The sequence below is a fragment of the Candidatus Phycorickettsia trachydisci genome (assembly GCF_003015145.1).
In the GTDB taxonomy this organism is placed as follows: domain Bacteria; phylum Pseudomonadota; class Alphaproteobacteria; order Rickettsiales; family Rickettsiaceae; genus Phycorickettsia; species Phycorickettsia trachydisci.
In genome coordinates this window covers 274,970-295,629 of the sequence record NZ_CP027845.1, presented here as the reverse complement: position 1 = coordinate 295,629, position 20,660 = coordinate 274,970, and the positions used below count along the sequence as shown (strand labels likewise).

The window sequence follows — 20,660 nt, the reverse complement described above, 5'->3', positions numbered from 1 at the left end:
TATATAGTTGATGGTTAAAAAGATTTAGTAATTAGGATGTACAAACGATAGATTTAAAAATTCATTGCATAAAATCTTCTAGACTTTGCTGGGCGCTATATCCAATGTGATTTAAAGCGGCACTTGTCAAAACCCTGCCTTTAGAAGTACGATGCACAAAACCAATTTGAATTAAGTACGGCTCAATTGTTTCTTCAATAACGTCTTTTTTCTCAGATAAACCTGCCGCTATAGTCTCTATACCCACAGGTTTTGTATGATAGTTGCGAGCAATGAAATTTAGATAACGATAATCATTGCTATCTAAACCCATCCGATCCACCTCTAAGTGATTTAGATAGTGATTAGCAAGTTCTTGGTCTATGACTTTTTTATGCGATACAAGAGCAAAATCTGACAATCTCTTAAGCAAGCGAATCGCAATACGCGGAGTACCTCTTGCCCTAGTTGCAACCTCCGTTGCACCATCTTCTGTTATATCAATTGCGAAAAATGCCGCATTGCGTTTTAACACCTCTTTTAACTCATCTACTCTATAAAATTCTAAGCGCAAGGGTATTCCAAATCTGTCTCTTAAAGGACCACTAATAAGACCTAAGCGAGTAGTAGCTCCAATTAACGTAAAGGGTTGCAAATCGATACGCACGCACCTTGCAGACGGCCCCTCACCTATCACTAAATCTAAGGCAAAATCTTCCATAGCGGTATAAAGTATCTCCTCAATTGAGCTGGACAGTCTATGAATTTCATCAATAAACAATACGTCAAACTTTTGGAGATTAGTCAATATTGCAGCAAGATCTGCAGGCTTAGAAAGAAGAGGTGCTGCAGTAGACTTAAAGTTTGTGCCCATTTCTTTTGGGATAAGACGAGCTAGAGTAGTTTTACCTAATCCTGGAGGACCGTAGAATAAACAATGATCCAGCGAGGAGTTTCTTTGCCTTGCAGCCTGAACAAAAACTTGCAAATTACCCTTAAGCCCTGCTTGACCTACGAATTCTTCCAAACTTTCAGGACGAATAGATAGAATTTCTATATCTGCTTTTGGATTTGTTAATTCATTCATTTTTCGCCCCTCATAGTTAAAGCTTGTCTGATTATATCATCAATTTGACAATCTGGATTTTTCGCAAGTATTTGACTTACATAGCCTGCCGCCTGAGTTTTGCTTATTCCTAAAGCAACAAGAGCAAACGTTGCATCCTGCATTTTACTTGTATCAAAATCTGAGTGGGCATATGCTGCTCCAGCAAATATCTTATGGTTTTTTAATTCTAGTATAATTCTTTCTGCCGTTTTATTCCCAATCCCAGGAGTTGAGGCTATCAATTTTTGATTACCTCCAGAAATTGCAGCTGCTAACTCATTTAAATTTATTTTTGAAAGTATACTTAAAGCGGTCTTATTACCTACACCGTTCACCGAACGAAGTAATAAAAATATATCTTTTTGATAATGACTTTCAAAACCAAATAACACTATAGCATCCTCTCTAACATATGTCTGGATATGCAAACTACATACTTCTCCTACTTGTCTAGTGTTTAAGATATTTTCAGGACAATACACCTGATATCCAACGCCCCCAACATCCAGAATGATAAATTCAGATCCAATTTCCTCAATGATCCCCTTTAATTTACCTATCATTTACACCTCCCAAGAAAAATTTCATATATCGGATGCTCAAACGTTGATAAAGAAATGCTATTAGCACTTATCCATCCCCTAAAAATCATCTTAGCATCATCGTTCATCTTATAATCAGTAAGACTTATCAAAGCATAATCATCCTGATTATAGAGATCATTGTTTCTTACGCACTTTTCGATCTTAACCTCTAGATTGTAAAAAAATTGCGATTCATCCACTTTAATATTTAATTTTTGAGAATTAGCTGTAATTTTGTGAATTCCTATTAACTCTGCTTCTGAAAATTCTTTAAACTTAGTAGGCATTAGTTCATCAGTGTCAATAACATCAAACACATCGCCAGCTAATGCAAAAGAAGTCAAAAATAAAAATATTAATCTCATTTAGTTCGTCATATTTATTATGACATCATACTGGAAATATTTTCGATGCTCAAGACTAAGTGTAAAACTTAAAGAAGGGATTAAGTACGATTCATGTAAACCTGTCTAGCTTTTGGAGGAGTCACCTTAGAAGTGGATGTGTGCACATCTATACCTAAAGTCACCCCTCCAAAAGCCAGACAGATATATCACTTCACCTTATTCTACTACCTAGCCTCTGGAGCCGTCGGAAACTGTGCTGCGAAGAAAAGCACATTAACCACCAACTCCAAAAGCTAGACAGATTCATTAACTCATCTTATTCTACTACCTAGCCTCTGGAGGAGTAACCCTCGGGGTCGATGTGTACGCATCCACACCTAAAGTCACCCCTCCAAAAGCCAGACAGATATATCACTTCACCTTATCCTACCACCTAGCCTCTGAGATCGTGATAGTGGGCAAGGGCCGCGAACGCACCCGGCCACATCACTACCTCAAAAGCTAGGCAGAAAGTATACGTATCACCAACTTCTACATTTTTATCTAACCTCTGCAAACTGCCCGACACCTATGAGCCTGACCAGCCAATAAGTACCAGCAGTTTGCAAAAACCAGACAATTTTGATAATTATTTACTAATATCAATATCAACCTACTAGCATAAATTTCGTATCTTTTTGGAGTATAATTTCTCAACCAACCAACATTAATAGCATTTTCTGAATTTATTTTATTTTTCTTAACGTCATAGTCATACTGACAATTCTTTGACCGCTCAAGACTAAGTGTAAAACTTAAAGAAGGGATCAGCGATTTTTAGTATATGTCAAGAAACTAACAATAAACTATAATACATACGTTACTGCTTAGTTTCTGAGTGGTACTATTGGTTTCAAGGAAGATTGAAGCCAATGGCACGACTCAAAAACTAAGCAGATACATTACCTCACCTTACTTTACTACCTAGTCTCTGAGATCATGTCCTAGCTGGCACGAGAAAGCAGCCCACTACGACATCACCTCAAAAGCTAGACAGACATATCACCTCACCTTATCCTCCTACCTAGCCTCTGAGGTTCGCAAGGCTCATGACGAGAGAAATAGTCATAGCAACACGACCTCAAAAGCTAAGCAGATACATTACCAATCCTTACATTTGTATCTGACCTCTGCAGCATTCAGTGATTGCCCGGAGCGAACCAACTCAGAAAATCACCAAATACTGCAAAAGTTAGACTTACTAATATAAATTTCATATCTTTTTGGAGTATACTTTCTCAACCAACCAACACTAATAGCATTTTCTGAATTTATTTTATTTTTCTTAACTTTGCACTGGAAATATTTTTGATACTCAAGACAAAGCACAAAATCTAAATAAAATACTAATATTTTCAATTTATATATCAAATTTTATTAAAAAATGTTGACACTTTATTATTTATATGTTATTTTAAATTAAACTAACTAATAAATATATGTGTATGCAAGAAGAAATATCCCAAAAAAGACCAAGAGAAGAAGAGAACAATCAATTATCCCAGACATCACAAAATCATGGTGACAAAGGAGCCAAAAAGGTTAAAGAGACTCGAGACAATTCAACACAAACACCACAGCAAATAAAAAAGCCGATATCAATTCAGCAAATAACCAAACTATGCAAAATGGAACCAAAACCATTCATGCAAGAATTAAAAAAAATAGGAAACCCTCTATTTCTCAACCAATTATATCTAAGTGTGTATGATCAATGCTCAGGTATAGAGAAAGCATATCTCTCCAGAAACTATTCAGAAGGAAGCAAGTGTATAAGTAATTTGCAGGAGTCAACAATACAGCCTATAACAAAAGAACTAATGACTAATATCATTAAAGATAAATCAAGCCAGTCGCTTGTAAAAGAATTATCTAAAATGGTGGACAATAATGATTATACTTGGAACAAAAGGTGCGATTCTATTAAAAAAATAATCCAAGAATGTGTGAAGTTAGAGATGCCTGAATATCTTGAGAAAATGCATTCTATTCTAAATCAACATACAAGTCGCACAGCACCATCAAAAATGCGAGATAGTTTTTTAACAGAACAGAATAAGCTTAAGGAGATTATTTCAAACTTAAAACAGATCAGTTCTCAAGATCAAACCTCAGAAACTTCGGCTGCAAGCAGTTCCGACACCCCTTCTAGCGCGAGCAGTTCCGATATGATAGAACTAGAAATAAACGATGCAGCGCATGGATTATTAGCGCTAGGAGGAGCAACTTGGGATAGCGATTCAGATAATGTCAATTAGGGTACAAATAGTCATAGAATTATTTGATAAAAGACCTGTAAGCTAATTATTATACATTAGTCACAGAGTTGACGCCAGAGCGCAGCAATGAACGCTGGCGTCTATCCAAATTAAATATGGAATAATGCGTAATAGTTAAAATAAATTTACGATTCAACATTTTCTTCGGTTTCACCTAGTCCAATAGAAGACCCTATTAACCACATATCTAGATCAGATTCTTTTGTATGAGATACTTTTTCTATATTAGATAAAGCATGTAATATGGATGATAATTGTAATAAATTAGGGTACAATTCGTCTCTATCCCCTTTATGAAAAGATTTTATTGCACTTGAAAAATATAAAGCCCCAGATGGTTGAATAATCTCTAAACTTGTTTTGATCTTTTCCATTAACTCATTTAATTCTTTTTGACTCTTTGATTGACCTTGAACACCAAGAAGAGGATCTTGATCTATTTTCGATATTGCTTGGTCAAATGAATCCAAGTATTTTGGATCTGCAGAGTCTATAAATAACTCTAAATAACTAAGGGCACTCTCATCCGGAATGTTGGTATCAATTGGATAGGTTATTTTAAAATCATCCTTTAATTCAGTTGAATTATGCAATTCTGGATAGATCTTTGCAAGAGTCTCATTATTTTCTAACGTATCAGCCCAAGTATCTGCTATGGGTAAATGAAATATGGGAAATTGATTATGAGATGTGTTTATGTCTGATTGTGCCTTTTCTTTATCATTTTTATCAAATTCATCTTTTTCGTTAATTAAGATAAAATCAAGAAAAATATTATCTTGTTTATTCACCTCTGACCTAAATTTTTTGGACTTAAGCTGAGTCAGATCCAAATTAGGCGCTTCAAAATTAAGGGATGCGACTGACTTTTGATATTCATCTCGTATTGATCTATAACATTCTTTGTAATACGATTCGCCAGTTGATTCAAATAATCTCTTATAAGCTTTAGAAGCTGCTTTATATTCACCTTTTTCATATAAATCTTCAGCTTTTTGAACATCTATTTTTTCTTGTCTTTTTTTCCGTTCTTCAGCTTGCTCTGGAGTAAGTTTTAAGTTCTGATATGATGATTTTGGATTCATAATTAATTAAATTTTTAGCATTAAATATTCAATAGTTTTGTATAAAGCGGAATTATATCATAAATATAATAGATTAACTATGAATAATTAGAACAAATTTAATTTATTTAATGATTAGTTCAAAAATAACTCGAAATAAAAAAGAAAAGTTTAATATATTACTTAAACCTCTTAGCATGTAATTAATAGATGAGATATATACAACGAGCTTAATATAACGGTATTAATTTTTCCCGAAAAAGTTAGACAGCAAACATCTGTATTACCAACTTTTTTACGATGTTGTCTAGCCTCCCAAGATGTGGTAGGCTTCAATGGCCTCATTAAAACCTACAACACCTCCAAAAGCTAGACAACCAGTATCCATATCGCTAACCTTTACATTCTTGTCTAACCTCTGCAAGCTATCGCACTCCAGCGCGAAGGAGGTACCTCAATGCATTGTTCGATGCTTGCAGAAACGAGACATACTACCAACCCTTACCTTACTACTTAGCCCCTTAGGTCGCGAGCATATGCAAGTCCGAGGAAACGAACCACACACGTCACGACCTCAAAAGCATGGCGGAAAGTATCCATAATATCAACTCCTTTACTACATCGTCTAACCTCTGAAGGCTTACCGAGCCTCAGGAATGATATGGGTGTTCCATAAAATCTAAGGAGAGGCAAACCTCCAAAAGCCAGACAGATACATTACCAATCCCTATATTCTTATCTAACCTTTGCAGCGTTAATGAGATTCAAGAGCGAGCAAACTCAGGAAATCCACCAACACTGCAAAAGTTAGACTTACTAATATAAATTTCGTATCTTTTTGGAGTATATATTCTCAACCAACCAACACTAATAGCATTTACTGAATTTACTTTATGTCCCTTAACGTCATAGTCATACCGACAATGCTTTGACCCCTCAAGACTAAGTATAATATTTCAAAGCAAGGTTCAGGATTTTGACTTATTAAAATGGTAGATAATATGTTATAATATAAACATGATTGTTTTGCTTTTGAAGAACCTTCACTTCAACAACCATGAGCACATGGTGATGTAGTGAAGAGCCTCCCAAAAGCTAGACAGATTCATTACCTTATCTTAATCTACTACCCAGCCTCTGACTGGTACTACTGGTATCAGAAGACAAACTGACGCCAATTATACCAATCAGAAGCGAAGCAGGGACATTACCAACTCTTACCTTACTGCCAATCCTCTGAAGTCCAATGAGCCGCGACTTCGCCATCTATTCGAAGATCACGTCACCATACTCCAAAGGACGGACAAATACAAACATCAACTTACTAGCATAAATTTATATCCTTAGCTTATTTTTTAATATATCCCCTTAATTAACTAGCACTAAGAGCATTTATAAAAAAGATCTATCTCAGCAAGTCTCCTAATAACAAGGCCTTTAGTTTTACGCCCCCTAACGTGTACCCATCTCAGCATCTCTGATTGAACACTTTCAAGTTCTCCATAATTAATCTTCTGCCTCAAAGTAGACCTTTGCAGAGCAGAACCTCCTAAGTTATATGTGAAAGATACAAGAGAAGCAAATTGATACTTATTTAACGGAAATTTTATATTACGCACAACTGAAGCCATAGCCCTTTTTACATCTTGCTCAAGGAGTAAACTTGCCTCCTCCTCAGAGATGACTTCATAGTTCTCATTTGATTTAATCTTGTGTCCATAGCCAATTGTTAGAAAACCAGCAGGGCATACATAAGGCCTAGAACTAAAACCTTCAAACTTTTTAATTAAATCAAACCCCTCCTCTATCAATTTCATAACTCCTTATTGCGCAAGAATTTACTAAAAGTTCTGTGACCGAAATAGAAGCTAATGATACCCGCAAAAATTGCCTGATCATCAACTGTCCAAAGCACTTGAACGTATTGATAAAGCTCACCTCCACCATTTTTAATAGCTAAATATTGTAAAGTCTTAATGCCGCAATACATCAGAAAAAAACTATATGCTAGTATAGGCCTAATTGTACCATTTAAAGCATCAAGCCAACCTATACCAGTTTTATAAGTAGAATATAGCGCAGTCTGCTCTAATATGTCAGCTCTGGCGTCTAATTCATCTAATTGATACTTCTCTTTAAGCTTACTGAACTTAATTTGCCTATCAAAAACTTCAAGTTCATGCTTTTTATCATTCTTATCTTTGAGAAGCTTAAGAATTTCGGGCAATATGGAGCTAAAAAATCCAGTAATGGATGCAAGTAATGTAATCATAATTAATAAGTCTTACTAGTAATTCTTCCAAACGAAACTCTTGGCTTAACAACTTGATAAAACTCAACTAAGTCCATTTGATCAGGCAAAAATGTGCCCGTATATTCTATATTAGTAGCCCATACAATTTTATGATCGCATTTCCACGTTACATTACATGGATCAACTCCCTTTTGCATAAAAACAATACTAATTTTGTCAAATATCACATTTGAAATATCAATCTCACAATCTTGAGTTAACTCAAGGTAAAATTTAACTCTCTCTTCCTCACAAACAAACGTTTCACCCACTTCTTCAAAAGGACTGTCAACTTTCTTATCAACGAAATTTAAAGCTTCTGTAGACGGATTATACTGAGTCCAACGATCTTTGCTATATATCAAAAACATATTTGCTTGCCTACAAAATATCATCATGTGCTCTTCTGGCTTATGATATATCCATCCAGATGCAGGATTAGGATAAAAGCATATGCAATTATGATTTTCATCTCCTTTTTTGACTAATATATATTTTTCATGCGGCAAAGGATTGGGATTTAGCTCTTCAATAAAACCATTTACCACACAATTTGTTAAATGGTCTAATTTTTGAACTACTTCGTTAAACATTACCTCCTTACTAAGCTGCATTGGCAGCATTAAAGGAAATTTATAATTAGTTGTGACTTTTTGCATATGAATTATCCTGATAGTTATTCATAGCGCATTATAAACAACAGATATGCCAGGACTAATAGTATGTGATTTATTTTTATCAGTCGTGAAAAAATAGATGGCGAGAGGATAATGATCTTCGAAGTAAAAACAACTAACCAATAAAAAGGCGCAAATAGCTAAATATGATCAGAATCATAGGTACTACTTTCACCGCTTGTAGCAATACTGCATGATTCCTTAATAAAATCAAGAATTATATCACTTCTTGCTTCATCAGTTAACTCGTCTACATCATTAAAGCTTGTTGAAAATAATCCATTTGAAGGCTTGTGAAGCTTAGAGGGTCGTGTTTCTTCATTATTTTGGATTGATTTCGAAGCAGAACTGCCACTCTCTGATTCGCTAGCCTTGAAGCGTTTAGAGGAAGCGCTTATCTTCCCCTCTTCTGAAGCTACCTCAGTTAAAACAGATAAACTACCCTGATTTTCCTGAACTGCGTTATCGCTAATTTTATCTAGCTCATTGTTTAATAAACTTAAAGATATATTTAACTCCGAACAAGGGTACGATGAATCACTTGATAAATTTTGAAAATTTTGATCCTCTTTCAAAACGAAGACTAAACTTTTAATACTACCTGCATTTTCTTTAGATATACTTTTCATTAAGTTATCCATCATATTAAGTAAACCCACAGCTTTTTCTTCAGGACTACAACTTTCAACAGCCAGAAGAGAGCTTATATTCTCCTTCAGTCTAGTAAGTAATATGAAATCATCTTTTAACTTAAATTCTGGATTATTCAAATTTATTTTAGCCCTTGCACCAAGTAATAACAAAATCGATGCTGATTTTTTAAATCCTATAGCCTCATCCAAAGCAGTACGGCCCGAGTGATTTTTAGCTTCAATTTCTACACCTTTTTCTAATAGAAAAGACCCTACTCTAGGATGGTTGATAGCTGAATGCAAAGCAGTATTACCAAAGAATCCTTTAGTATTAACATCCACGCCTTGGCTTAAAAGAAATTCTATAACCTCAAGTTGGCCTTCTTGTGCAGCCCTATGCAAAGGATTTTTAGAATCGCTTATCAAAGACACTATATTGAGCTTAACTCCATCGTAAGTTTGATACGCAAATGACCTTACTTCATCTTTACAAATATATGCCCCTTGATCTATCAAAAACTTTATTACATCAAGTTTACCCCCTTCAGCAGCTTTACACAAAGCTTGGATTATTTCCTCCCTAGATATACGTGCCTTTAATTCTACCAAAAACTTTATTACATCAATATTTCCACCTTTCAGGGCCTCATATAAAACGACACTTCCACCATCTTTAAGCTCAGCACCTTGCTCTATGAGAAACTTTACTACATGGAGCTGCCCCTTTTGTGCAGCAACCTCCAGAGGAGTAATATCACCTGATCCTTTAGTATTAATATCCCCATATTTGGTCAGGACAAAGTGTAATACGTCAAAAACATTTGAGGGAGTATTACCATTTATTGTCGTAGCTTTAATATCTGCTCCTTCGCTTAACAGCAGTATCACCATATTAATATCGCCTTTGTTTAATGCTATTCCTAAGGGAGTCAGGTTATTCGGGCCTTTTACATCAATTTTCGCACCTCTTGCCATGAGCAGCTCAGCTACTCTAAAGTTTCCTTTGAGTACAGCACCATGCAAAGGGACAGCATTGTGGTTATCTGTTATATTAACATCTATATCCTCTTTTTTTAAAAGAAAATCTACTGGAGAATACTCGGAGACAGAAGGGATGAAAAACAACTTGGACGGCTCTTGCAGTGAAGCAAGATGCAAGGGAGTAAGGCCCCATGTATCTTTAGACTGAATCTCACCACCTTTTGCCAGAAGAAGCTCTACTATGCCATTTCTGTATACCTTTGCATAAGGATTGTTTGAAGCTATAACAAGGTGCAAAGCCGTTCTTCTTAAAATGTTGGTAGCATTCACATTTGCTCCATTATCTAGGAGAAACTTTACCACCTCAATATACCCCCATTCTACAGCAAAATGCAAAGGAGTATATTCATTTAGTCCTTTAGTATTAATATCAACACCCTCCTGCACTAAACATTTTAACATTTCGAGGTCATTTCTCATTACAGCCTGGTGCAAAAGAGTACTGCCAAATTGTATAGCTTTCACATATAAAACCTATTAAATGCTTATAACTATATCATACACTACTTACCAAACCTTTAACAAATATAAAAAAAGGAGTTATATTGCTTTAACCGAACACCTTTAGTATAATCTGCCTTGGTAAAGGCATGACCTTTTAGATCTATTAATCTTAATCCATTAATATTTTGAAAAACTTAGAACGAGAAAACCGTCAGGCCCTTCTTGGAGGGGGACCAGAAAAAATTAAATCTCAACATTCAAAAGGTAAACTTACAGCCAGAGAAAGGCTTGAAGTATTGTTAGATACGGGTAGCTTTGAAGAAATAGGAATGTTTGTTGAGCATGATTGCATCAACTTTGGAATGGAAGATAAGAAGTTTTATGGCGATGGAGTTATTACAGGCCATGGAACTATTAATGGTCGTCTTGTTTTCGTTTATAGCCAAGATTTCACAGTACTTGGGGGATCATTAGGTTATCGTCATGCGCAAAAAATTAAGGCTCTAACAGACAAAGCTATACAAGCAGGAGCTCCTATTATAGGCATTAACGACTCTGGAGGAGCAAGGATTCAAGAAGGAGTAGATTCACTTGCTGGATATGGCGATATTTTTGATGCCAATGTCAGAGCCTCAGGAGTTATACCTCAAATTTCCATGATCATGGGACCTTGCGCTGGGGGAGCGGTATATTCACCTGCTCTTACAGATTTTGTCTTCATGGTTGAAGATGTATCATACATGTTTGTAACAGGCCCTTCAGTTGTTAAGAACGTCACTGGAGAAGATGTATCGCAAGATGAATTAGGCGGAAGTGACGTACATACCGCAACAACCGGAGTTGCAGATCTAGCTTTTGCTAATGATATAGAAGCACTGCTTGAAATGCGCAGGTTTATAGGATTCTTGCCCCTATCTAACTCTCAGCCCCCTCCAACACGTTTAACATACGATGCACCTGATAGAATAGAAATGTCACTTAACACTCTGGTGCCATCCAACCCTAATAAGCCATATGATATAAAAGAGCTAATTGAAGTCATTATTGATGAAAATGACTTCTTTGAGCTACAACCAGAGTTTGCTAAAAACATTGTTATAGGATTTGGTTACATGGCTGGACAACCTGTGGGGATAGTGGCAAATCAACCTTTACAACTTGCCGGATGCTTGGATATTAAAGCATCAAGAAAAGCTGCAAGATTTGTGCGATTCTGCGACTCATTCGGCATACCAATTATCACTTTCGTAGATGTCCCCGGCTTTTTACCAGGAACGGACCAAGAATATAATGGAATTATTAAACACGGCGCTAAACTACTATATGCTTACGCTGAAGCTAGCGTGCCCAAAATTACGATCATCACTCGTAAGGCATACGGAGGGGCTTACATAGTTATGGGTTCTAAACATTTAGGAGGAGACATCAACTTTGCTTGGCATAATGCTGAGATTGCAGTTATGGGCGCCGAAAGTGCTGTAGATATCATTTATAGCAAACAAATTGCGGGAAATAATAATTTAAGAGAAGAAAAAATAAACGAATATAACCAAACTGTTCTATCTCCTTTTGTTGCTGCAAAAAAAGGATATATAGATGGAATTATTGAGCCTCAAGAAACTAGATCTAAGATCTGTAAAGCTCTTAATATGTTAAGACATAAGAAAAGTGTAAAACGCGATAAGAAACACGGAAATATACCTTTATGAATAAGCCTTTATTTGAAAAAATTCTAATTGCCAACAGAGGTGAGATAGCAGTTCGGATTATTAAGACATTAAAACGCATGGGCATAGGATCTGTTGCGGTTTACTCTGAAGCCGATAGCAATGCTATGCATGTTAAAATGGCTGATGAGGCTTATTATATAGGCAATTCACCCGCAACAGAGAGCTACCTGTCAATAAAAAACCTCATTAGGGCAATAAGAGACAGCGGTGCTAGTGCAGTACACCCTGGATACGGCTTTTTAGCAGAAAATCCAGAGTTTGCTTCCACTCTTAGCAAAGAAGGAGTAACGCTTATAGGTCCTTCTACAAAAGCAATTAGAAAGATGGGAGATAAAGTTGAGGCTAAGAAAATTGCAGTAAAAGCTGGCATTAACACAGTACCAGGATATGTAGGTACGGTGGATAATTATGAACATGCAAACTCTATTGCTAAAAATCTCGGTTTTCCTGTAATTGTAAAAGCTGCTGCAGGTGGAGGAGGACGAGGAATGAGAATAGTAAATGATGAATCTCAAATGGAAGCAGCTTATAATTCAGCTTATTTAGAAGCAACAAATAGTTTTGAAGATGGCAGATTATTTATAGAAAAGCTTATCCAAAAACCACGTCATGTTGAAATTCAAATACTTGCAGATCAACATGGCAACATAGTATGCCTAGGAGAACGGGAGTGTTCCATTCAAAGACAACATCAAAAAATCATTGAAGAAGCTCCCTGCGTATTTATAGATGAAGAGATAAGACAAAAGATGTTTTCTCAGTCTATTGCTCTAGCTAAAGAGGTCAAATACTACTCAGCCGGTACTGTTGAATTTATTATTGATGAAAATAAAGAGTTTTATTTTCTTGAAATGAACACAAGGATTCAAGTTGAACATACTGTTACCGAACTTATTACTGGAATTGATATAGTTGAACAGATGATCAAAATTGCAGCAGGAGCTAAACTAGAATTCACACAAAAAGATATTACTTTTAATGGTCATGCTATTGAGTGTCGAATCTCCGCTGAGGATCCGGTTAGAGGCTTTTTACCTTCGAGTGGTAGAATTATCGAATATAACGAACCAAATAAAAGCCCTAATTTGAGAGTTGACACATCGATTATACCAGGATCTGAGGTGAGTATGTTCTATGACTCCATGATCGTAAAATTATGTAGCTATGACCAAAATCGAGATCTTGCAATAGAGCGCATGAAACATGCACTTAGTACGTTTGTAATTAGAGGCATTTCACATAATATTAGTTTTTTAGAGGCAATGATTAATCATCCTCGCTTCATTGCAGCAGATATTTCAACTAATTTTATAGCAGAAGAATATCCCGGAGGATTCTCTGGAGCTCACATGACCTACGAAATCATTGAAACATTTATCGCAACTGCAATTTTCGTATTTATATCTGAGCAAAAAAGAGCTGCTGGCATTCCAAGACAATTAACAAATCAGGTTAATAAAATCAGTAACAGATGGATTGTTAAAATCGATAAAGAACTCTTCCCTGTCGTAATCAAGTCCATAGACAATGGTTATAAAATTAGATACGGCGGCAATAAGGTAGTTATTTATAGCCATTGGACCTTAGGCAGCAGACTCTTTCAAGGTACTATTAATGGCCGCAGAATTAACGTACATATTGAGCATATCAGAGGAGGTTATTTACTAACACATGTTGGAGTGACGACTAAAATTCATATATTATCTGCAAAAGTCGCAGAGCTTGAAGCATTAATACCTCAAAAAGAACATTCTAATTTTAAAAAAGAACTAAGGGCTCCTTTAACGGGTAATATTGTAAGCGTTAATGTATCAGTGGGAGACATAGTTTCTCCGGGTCAAATATTAGCTGTACTTACTGCCATGAAAATGGAAAATGCTATTTTAGCGGAAAATAGAGCAGAAGTAGTCGACATTTACGTACAGCCAGGAGATAATGTAGTCACCGATCAAGTTCTAATTAAATTTAAAAAGGTCAATTAATTATGTTTGAGTCATTAGCAAGTAGCTTTAATAAAATCCTTAATAAAATTGCAGGAATTAAAAAAATCTCAAGCCAAGATTTAGACATCACCTTAGGAGAAATTAAGGCTATTTTAATAGACGCAGACGTAGCCGTATCCGTCGTTGACGATTTTATTGTAAAAGTTAGATCAAAAGCATTAGGACAGGAAGTATTAAAATCACTTACTCCTGGACAAATGATTGTCAAGATTATTAATGATGAACTTATTAAGTTATTAAGTAGCGATGAAGGAGAAGGTGATGAAGGAGGAATAAAGCTAAAATCTAACAAACTAAATACCGTGCTTATGTTGGGCTTGCAAGGAAGTGGTAAGACAACTACCAGCGCTAAGCTTGCATCATGGTTTAAAAAACAACTTAAAAAAGTTTTATTGATCTCTACAGACGTTTACAGACCAGCGGCAAGAGAGCAACTAGCTACTCTAGGACAAAGTTTAGGTGTAGATTTCTTCTCTTCAAACAGTAACGATCCGATTGAAATTGCAAAATCTGGTCTTAAATATGCTCAAGATAAAGGGTATGATGTAGCAATTTTTGATACTGCAGGACGATTGCAAATCGATGAAAGAATGATCCAAGAAGCAAGAAGCATTAAGGAAATCTGCCAACCTCAAGAAACATTACTCGTTGTAGATAGCTTATCAGGACAAAGTGCTGCAGCGGTTGCTAAAAAATTTCATGAAGAACTCAATATCTCCGGATCTCTCCTCACAAGAATTGACGCAGACAATAAAGGAGGAGCTGCACTTAGCATCAAAGCAATCACGGGACAGCCTATAAAATTTTTAGGCACAGGTGAAAAAACAGATGCTTTAGAGCCATTTGAGCCTAAAAAAATTGCAGAACGCATACTAGGAATGGGCGATTTGCAAGCTTTAGTAAAAGAGGCGGAAAAAGTCATTGATAAAGAAAAGGCAGAAGAAGCTGCTAAAAAAATTCAAAGCGGCAAATTTGACCTTGATGACTACCTAGACCAAATCAAAAATTTGAGCAAGATGGGAGGATTAAGCAAAATTATGAAATTTATGCCTGCAGGAATATCAGGAATGCAAAACCGTATGAAATCCTTAGGCTTTGATGATGATTCTTTAAAAAAACAAGAAGCCATTATTTGTTCCATGACTAAAAAAGAAAGAAGAGATCCTGAACGAATTACTATGTCACGCAAAAAACGTATTGCTCAAGGTGCGGGAGTTAAAGTATCAGACGTAGATAACTTACTAAAACATTTCGCAAAAATACAAGATACAGTAAAAAAAGCCAGCAAAATCAATTTTTCTGAAGCCGCAAGTAAAATGGGTCTGAATAAGTTCTTTTAATAATGCCTAAACTAGTGTATAATATGATGCGTTGATATTAAAAATTTGTAAAATTGTTATGTCTAAAAACGCTAAAACAGCCTCTAAAAATAATCCAACAGCCCGGGCACAAGCCACAAAATACCTTTTTGAAGGTAAAGAGATTAAACCTGTTAAAATTATTTTGCACAATAAGAATTTTTTTGGAGCTGAATTTGATTCCGGAGATTTAGTTGTAAATAAAAGCGGTTCTCCTCTAAGCTGGCAACAAGCTAGAATAATGGCAACACGTTCCTAATATAACTTTAAGAAAGTCAGATTTATATATGATAGAAATGCAAGCAAGCATCAGAAGCGACTTAGGAAGCAGCGCTTCGAGAAGAATACTTAAAGCAGGTCAAGTTCCTGCAGTAATTTATGGCCATGATAAAGAAAATATACATCTAAGCTTAAGCGCAAAAGAAGTAACAAAACTTTATCACAGCGGGTGTTTAACATCTACTTTGATTAACCTTTCATTTGAAGATGGTAAAAAAACTGTTTCACATAAAGCATTAATTAAGCAAATTCAGTGCGATCCCGTTAAAGATAACGTAAGACATGTTGAAATGATGTTTGTCGCTAAAGGAAAGCAGGAAGTTGATGTGCCGATTACTTTTGAAAATAAAGAAAAATGTCCAGGCGTCAAAAGAGGAGGATACTTTAATATCATTCACAGAAAAGCTAAAGTTAAATGCCCTATTGATGGTATACCGTTGAAGCTAACAGTTGACGCATCAAATGCTCGAATTGGACAAAAGGTTTTAGCAAAACATATCATCTTGCCAGAAGGAATAGCCCTTGCCATGAAAGAAGATACAATTATTGCATCAGTAACAGGTAGAGGAAAATCTTCCGATGCAGAAGACGCAAACAGACCAGAAGCTGCTGGAAAATAATCACTAAAGGATCTCTTAAGACAGAGATCCTTCTTCTTGACCCAAGCACTCTCTGACAAAATCTTTTTCCCAGATATCAGCTTCCAGATTGGTTTCAATTATAGAATTAGACCCATTAACCACTATACCCGATAAACATTTAATATCAACGCTACTATCTTCTATTTTAGCTTTCTTAGAAGGCTCTACATCATTTTTAGCTCTTTTTAGCCCCTTAGCTTTAGTATCAAGTGTCATTACATCTTTTCTGAAATCTTGTCGCAGACTATCGTTTAATATTAATACCTTTATACGCTCCGGTATCTTAGGAAAAATGCTTTCCATAGCATCACCAAGCTGATCATCTGTTATATAACCATCACGTAAATCGTTCAATATATCTCGACTCATTTTACCAACCATAACTCCCCTGAATAGATCTAAATTCTGAAGAATTGTTTCACTAACTACGCTACACAAACATTCTACATCTTTCTCAGTAGTATGAGTGGTTTTAATCTTAGGAAATAGATCTTTCATTTCTATAACCATTTTTGGCTCTCCTGCAAGAAGAATTTTTTGTTTAAGCAATTCAATATTTTGAGTAAATTCAGAATATAAATCTTTATCATTAGTTGCAAAAAGCAAATTCCCAAGTACAACTATTTTTTGCGGCAAACTACACTTTTTTAAAAGATAATCTCTACTTTCCACGAACTTATTTATGACGCCAGTCAAATCCGCCCCTGCAATAATTAATTTTGCCGCCAATTGAAATGTATCTTGCTCTACAAATTCAGAAAAATATCCATGAAACATACCCTCCCAATATTCCAATGCCTCATCAAAATGTTTCAAAACGCAATCAACGGGATATTCATCTTCAATATTTCTAACATTTAGATTCACACCTTTATTTATTAAATAATCCACTATCTCTAAATTGCCATGTCGTGCAGCTAAGTGTAATAGAGAATCTCCATGTGGAGCAGTGATATCGTTAACATCAAAACCTTTATTTAAAATATATTCAAATATTGCAGGGGGGCAGCACATTGCAGCAGAGTGTATGGGCATAAAACCTCCTTCACTTATCTCACGAAAATCACAACCTATCTCATCAAGGAATTTTAACATGTCAAGTGTTTTAGATTCATCATATTCCCTATCTTTGCCCACTAAAGCATGGTAAACTAGATTTAAACTATCATAGACCATCCCCTTTTCATGAATTAAAAACTTAACAGTCTCTAATTGCCATCTTTTTACAGCAATCTGCAAAAGATTTAAATCAGGATGCTCTTCAAACCCAAGACTTTTAGCCAGAGTATCTTGCATTGAAAATTCACTATCAAGCGAAATCTCTTCATGTCTCAATAAAAGATCAATCATAGGAATATCATGAATAATATACTCCATCATATGATCATAAGTATAATCCCACTGAAGTTGATGATCATTCAAAGTAATTCCATATCCCAATATCAGTTCTACCATTTCCGTATTACCATCATATATAGCATGATATAAGGCATCAAAATATTCATTTATGTCATCAACCTTAGGAGAATTAGAAGCAAGATCCAATAACATTTTTACTGCTTCTTTATTACTATTTTGTGCTGCAAAACATATAAGATTCTTACCATGATAGCTATAAAAATCAGCATCAGAATCTAAAAGTAACTTGACTATATGATTATGATTATGCTTTACGGCCCAATGCAAAGGAGTAAATTCATGACGATTAGACTCGTCTCTATTAGGAATTGATTGCCAAAACTCCCAACTTTTCACCTCACACTTATCAACATCAGCGCCTTTTTTCAATAGCAACTCCACTATTTCATAATGACCGCATTTGGCCGCCATTTGTAAAGGAGTAAAAAACTTATCATCTAATCCATTGACATCAATACCCAAATCTAACAATTCTTTTACCACATCTATTTTTCCTTCCTTCACTGCTCTTACTAGGTCATTAATATCAAAATCCCCTCCCCCCATAAATTCGTTCAGCTCCTTGGGACTTGGTAAATCTGACGTTTTTAAATTTTTATCTTCTTGCATATATCATGATATTTATTTACTATTATTTATATTATACTACTTTTTTTTAATACTATCAAGAATCAATAACCCCGCTATAAGCAGCGGGGAATAAATTTTTAATGAGATGAAAAGACTATGTGTAATACCTACACAATTTCCTCTTGACCATCTTTTATGGTGCTAATTTCAAAAAGTTCATTAACTGCATTGGGGTTGAACTTTGATTCTTCTTGATAAATAGCTATTTTTTCAGCAGTATTTTGTATTTTGAGTGCTTCAATAGCATTACTAATATCCGTTGATTTTAGTCTTTTATTTATTTCTTTAATTTTTTCAATAGACTCTCTAATTAGACCTAATTTAATTAGCTCCCCCCCTTTCTTTGCAACATCTTTAAATGCACTCTTATTAAACATACATGCTTCATAGGCCTTTTTGATTTCTTTATCTTCCTTAGATAAAAACTCCCTCATATTCTCTATATGCTTAACCTCCCCGCCATTGATGAGTTTTTGATTCAAAGATTTAGAGAAAATTTCTAATATATCTCGATCATTAGTTTTCAGAACCTCTTTCCTATCTTGAAGCCGATTAACAAATTTTTCTATATCCGCTTCCATCCACCTAAATAATTTAGCCTTAGGCAATAGATCCAAAGTCTCTTCACACAACTTGATTTGTTCCCTTCTGTCCCAAGCTTTTTTGTTTAGATTTTCAATAATTTTATCGCGCGTCTGCTCTATTTGTTCATGTATTTGCTTTAAAGTCTTGGCATTAAAGTTATCAAGATTATAGATGACATAGTATAAATTTATAAATACTATAAGCTTTTCTGGTAAACTACAGCTTGCTATAATACCATTCCAATCTTTCTGGAATAAATTATTGAGATCGGGCACGCTTGAGCCGGCAATAATTAACTTTTTCTTTATCTCATACGAACCAGCTGGATAAGAACCTTTATATGCCTGAATAGGAATCTCACCTATACCATTTTTAATGTTGATATTTGCGCCTTTACTTATTAAGTAATCAACCATCTCTGAATTATTCTCTTGTACGGCTAAGTGCAATAAGGAATCGCCCCGAGGCGCAGCTGCATAGTTAACATCAAAATCCCGATCTAAAAAATATTCTAATATTGAAGGTTCCCTATACATTGCAGCATAATGTATGGGCTTGAACCCCATATTATTTACTTGATCAAAACTACATCCCCATTCATTAAGAAGCTTGAAAGTCTGGAGCTTTTTTATAGGATCTTGATTAATATTATATCCTTGCACGGCATAATGCACATATTGAGAATCTCCTTTTATCTCAAAACCTTTATCATTTACTAACCACTTAGCAGTTTGGAATTCATTCTCTCTTATAGCATGCTCCAAAAGATCTAAATCATCATCATTTCTCTCGTTAAGTAAATCATCCCCTCCATGACTTAGCAAAAGTTCCATTATTGGAATATTTCCCACAGCCTTATGCATATAATAACTCTCCCCGTCGGTAGCCGGACTGACTCCATGCTTCAATAAGCACCTTACTCCTTCTATAAAACCATTATCTATATATTCTAATAAAGTACAATCAGTCCATAAATGTAATTTTAAACGAGCAACAGTATCAAGTAACGTATTTACCATTTCTACATTGCCCAATGCTTTAATCAACAAAACTCTCCCCGAATCTCCCTCATAATCATCAAACTCACCTTCTTTAAAACTATTAAACAATAACTCAACTACCTTAATTTGGTTACATTTTACAGCTAATTGTAAAGGGTCAAGGTTATCATAATTAAAGTCATCTGGGTTAGAACTTGATTGCGCAAGCCCATAAACTTTATGGCTACTCGCTGCTCTTTTCTTAATACCAGCCCCTTTATCTAATAATAATCCGGCAATTTCATAATGACCGCATTTAGCTGCCATTTGTAAAGGAGTAAAATTATGCTCATCCACTTCATCAATATCAATACCCAAATCTAATAACTCTTTTACCGCATCTATCTTATCCTCCTTCACAGCCCTTGTTAGATCATTAATATCAAAAATTTCCCCCATACCTCCATTCATCTCCTTAATACTTAGCAAACCTGGTTCTTTTGAATTTTGCTCGTCTTTCATATATCTATACTAATATTTATTTATTA

The 20,660-nt window shown here is 35.3% G+C and carries 16 protein-coding genes; 6 read left to right on the top strand and 10 right to left on the bottom strand.

Annotated elements, in window-relative coordinates; all coding sequences use genetic code 11:
• Positions 1 to 61: 61 nt before the first annotated feature.
• The 3 genes from ruvB to phytr_RS01235 are packed head-to-tail and all read right to left on the bottom strand — an operon-like array spanning position 62 to position 2,015.
• A complete protein-coding gene (gene ruvB / locus phytr_RS01245) occupies positions 62 to 1,066 on the bottom strand; it encodes a Holliday junction branch migration DNA helicase RuvB (protein WP_106874083.1) in 1,005 nt (334 codons plus the stop codon).
• Positions 1,063 to 1,650, bottom strand: coding sequence for a Holliday junction branch migration protein RuvA (ruvA, locus tag phytr_RS01240; RefSeq protein WP_106874082.1), 588 nt, complete (start codon positions 1,648 to 1,650; stop codon positions 1,063 to 1,065). The genes ruvB and ruvA overlap by 4 nt, the downstream gene beginning before the upstream one ends.
• A complete protein-coding gene (locus phytr_RS01235) occupies positions 1,647 to 2,015 on the bottom strand; it encodes a DUF2155 domain-containing protein (protein WP_158706817.1) in 369 nt (122 codons plus the stop codon). The genes ruvA and phytr_RS01235 overlap by 4 nt, the downstream gene beginning before the upstream one ends.
• 1,487 nt (positions 2,016 to 3,502) lie before the next feature.
• On the opposite strand from phytr_RS01235, the gene phytr_RS01230 reads away from it, so the two are divergent.
• Positions 3,503 to 4,315 carry a hypothetical protein gene (locus phytr_RS01230; RefSeq protein ID WP_106874080.1) on the top strand — a complete coding sequence of 271 codons (813 nt, stop codon included), beginning with the start codon at positions 3,503 to 3,505 and terminating at the stop codon, positions 4,313 to 4,315.
• 146 nt (positions 4,316 to 4,461) lie between these two features.
• On the opposite strand, the gene phytr_RS01225 is transcribed toward phytr_RS01230, so the two are convergent.
• From phytr_RS01225 to phytr_RS01205, 5 genes are all read right to left on the bottom strand, one after another.
• Positions 4,462 to 5,421, bottom strand: a complete 960-nt coding sequence (locus tag phytr_RS01225) for a hypothetical protein (RefSeq protein ID WP_106874079.1) — start codon at positions 5,419 to 5,421, stop codon at positions 4,462 to 4,464.
• A 1,361-nt stretch (positions 5,422 to 6,782) separates the two neighbouring features.
• Entirely contained in the window at positions 6,783 to 7,217 is a 435-nt protein-coding gene (locus phytr_RS01220) for a lysozyme (RefSeq protein ID WP_106874078.1), read from the bottom strand.
• Positions 7,214 to 7,672 carry a hypothetical protein gene (locus phytr_RS01215; protein WP_106874077.1) on the bottom strand — a complete coding sequence of 153 codons (459 nt, stop codon included), beginning with the start codon at positions 7,670 to 7,672 and terminating at the stop codon, positions 7,214 to 7,216. Before phytr_RS01215 ends, phytr_RS01220 begins: the two co-directional genes overlap by 4 nt.
• 2 nt (positions 7,673 to 7,674) lie before the next feature.
• Positions 7,675 to 8,352, bottom strand: a complete 678-nt coding sequence (locus phytr_RS01210) for a hypothetical protein (protein ID WP_106874076.1) — start codon at positions 8,350 to 8,352, stop codon at positions 7,675 to 7,677.
• A gap of 158 nt (positions 8,353 to 8,510) precedes the next feature.
• Complete coding sequence (locus tag phytr_RS01205; protein WP_106874075.1) at positions 8,511 to 10,508, bottom strand: ankyrin repeat domain-containing protein; 1,998 nt, start codon at positions 10,506 to 10,508, stop codon at positions 8,511 to 8,513.
• Between the two features lie 155 nt (positions 10,509 to 10,663).
• On the opposite strand from phytr_RS01205, the gene phytr_RS01200 reads away from it, so the two are divergent.
• From phytr_RS01200 to phytr_RS01180, 5 genes are read left to right on the top strand one after another with little or no spacing between them, the layout of a single operon-like run.
• Positions 10,664 to 12,196, top strand: coding sequence for an acyl-CoA carboxylase subunit beta (locus tag phytr_RS01200; RefSeq protein ID WP_106874074.1), 1,533 nt, complete (start codon positions 10,664 to 10,666; stop codon positions 12,194 to 12,196).
• Positions 12,193 to 14,199, top strand: coding sequence for an acetyl-CoA carboxylase biotin carboxylase subunit (locus phytr_RS01195; RefSeq protein ID WP_106874073.1), 2,007 nt, complete (start codon positions 12,193 to 12,195; stop codon positions 14,197 to 14,199). Before phytr_RS01200 ends, phytr_RS01195 begins: the two co-directional genes overlap by 4 nt.
• A 2-nt stretch (positions 14,200 to 14,201) precedes the next feature.
• Positions 14,202 to 15,560, top strand: coding sequence for a signal recognition particle protein (ffh, locus tag phytr_RS01190; protein WP_106874072.1), 1,359 nt, complete (start codon positions 14,202 to 14,204; stop codon positions 15,558 to 15,560).
• A gap of 58 nt (positions 15,561 to 15,618) precedes the next feature.
• Positions 15,619 to 15,837 carry a hypothetical protein gene (locus phytr_RS01185; RefSeq protein WP_106874071.1) on the top strand — a complete coding sequence of 73 codons (219 nt, stop codon included), beginning with the start codon at positions 15,619 to 15,621 and terminating at the stop codon, positions 15,835 to 15,837.
• A 28-nt stretch (positions 15,838 to 15,865) separates the two neighbouring features.
• Positions 15,866 to 16,477: a 50S ribosomal protein L25/general stress protein Ctc gene (locus phytr_RS01180; protein WP_106874070.1), complete on the top strand. Its 612-nt coding sequence runs from the start codon at positions 15,866 to 15,868 to the stop codon at positions 16,475 to 16,477.
• A 15-nt stretch (positions 16,478 to 16,492) separates the two neighbouring features.
• On the opposite strand, the gene phytr_RS01175 is transcribed toward phytr_RS01180, so the two are convergent.
• Positions 16,493 to 18,526: an ankyrin repeat domain-containing protein gene (locus phytr_RS01175; protein WP_106874069.1), complete on the bottom strand. Its 2,034-nt coding sequence runs from the start codon at positions 18,524 to 18,526 to the stop codon at positions 16,493 to 16,495.
• A gap of 128 nt (positions 18,527 to 18,654) precedes the next feature.
• Entirely contained in the window at positions 18,655 to 20,634 is a 1,980-nt protein-coding gene (locus tag phytr_RS01170; RefSeq protein WP_106874068.1) for an ankyrin repeat domain-containing protein, read from the bottom strand.
• Positions 20,635 to 20,660 lie beyond the last annotated feature (26 nt).

Bases quoted from the DNA above. Each gene is read 5' to 3' on its own strand.
- phytr_RS01180 (WP_106874070.1), top strand. From the start codon at position 15,866: ATGATAGAAATGCAAGCAAGCATCAGAAGCGACTTAGGAAGCAGCGCT.
- phytr_RS01225 (WP_106874079.1), bottom strand. From the start codon at position 5,421: ATGAATCCAAAATCATCATATCAGAACTTAAAACTTACTCCAGAGCAA.
- ffh (WP_106874072.1), top strand. From the start codon at position 14,202: ATGTTTGAGTCATTAGCAAGTAGCTTTAATAAAATCCTTAATAAAATT.
- phytr_RS01210 (WP_106874076.1), bottom strand. From the start codon at position 8,352: ATGCAAAAAGTCACAACTAATTATAAATTTCCTTTAATGCTGCCAATG.
- phytr_RS01175 (WP_106874069.1), bottom strand. From the start codon at position 18,526: ATGCAAGAAGATAAAAATTTAAAAACGTCAGATTTACCAAGTCCCAAG.
- ruvB (WP_106874083.1), bottom strand. From the start codon at position 1,066: ATGAATGAATTAACAAATCCAAAAGCAGATATAGAAATTCTATCTATT.
- phytr_RS01220 (WP_106874078.1), bottom strand. From the start codon at position 7,217: ATGAAATTGATAGAGGAGGGGTTTGATTTAATTAAAAAGTTTGAAGGT.
- phytr_RS01185 (WP_106874071.1), top strand. From the start codon at position 15,619: ATGTCTAAAAACGCTAAAACAGCCTCTAAAAATAATCCAACAGCCCGG.
- phytr_RS01230 (WP_106874080.1), top strand. From the start codon at position 3,503: ATGCAAGAAGAAATATCCCAAAAAAGACCAAGAGAAGAAGAGAACAAT.
- ruvA (WP_106874082.1), bottom strand. From the start codon at position 1,650: ATGATAGGTAAATTAAAGGGGATCATTGAGGAAATTGGATCTGAATTT.
- phytr_RS01195 (WP_106874073.1), top strand. From the start codon at position 12,193: ATGAATAAGCCTTTATTTGAAAAAATTCTAATTGCCAACAGAGGTGAG.
- phytr_RS01170 (WP_106874068.1), bottom strand. From the start codon at position 20,634: ATGAAAGACGAGCAAAATTCAAAAGAACCAGGTTTGCTAAGTATTAAG.
- phytr_RS01215 (WP_106874077.1), bottom strand. From the start codon at position 7,672: ATGATTACATTACTTGCATCCATTACTGGATTTTTTAGCTCCATATTG.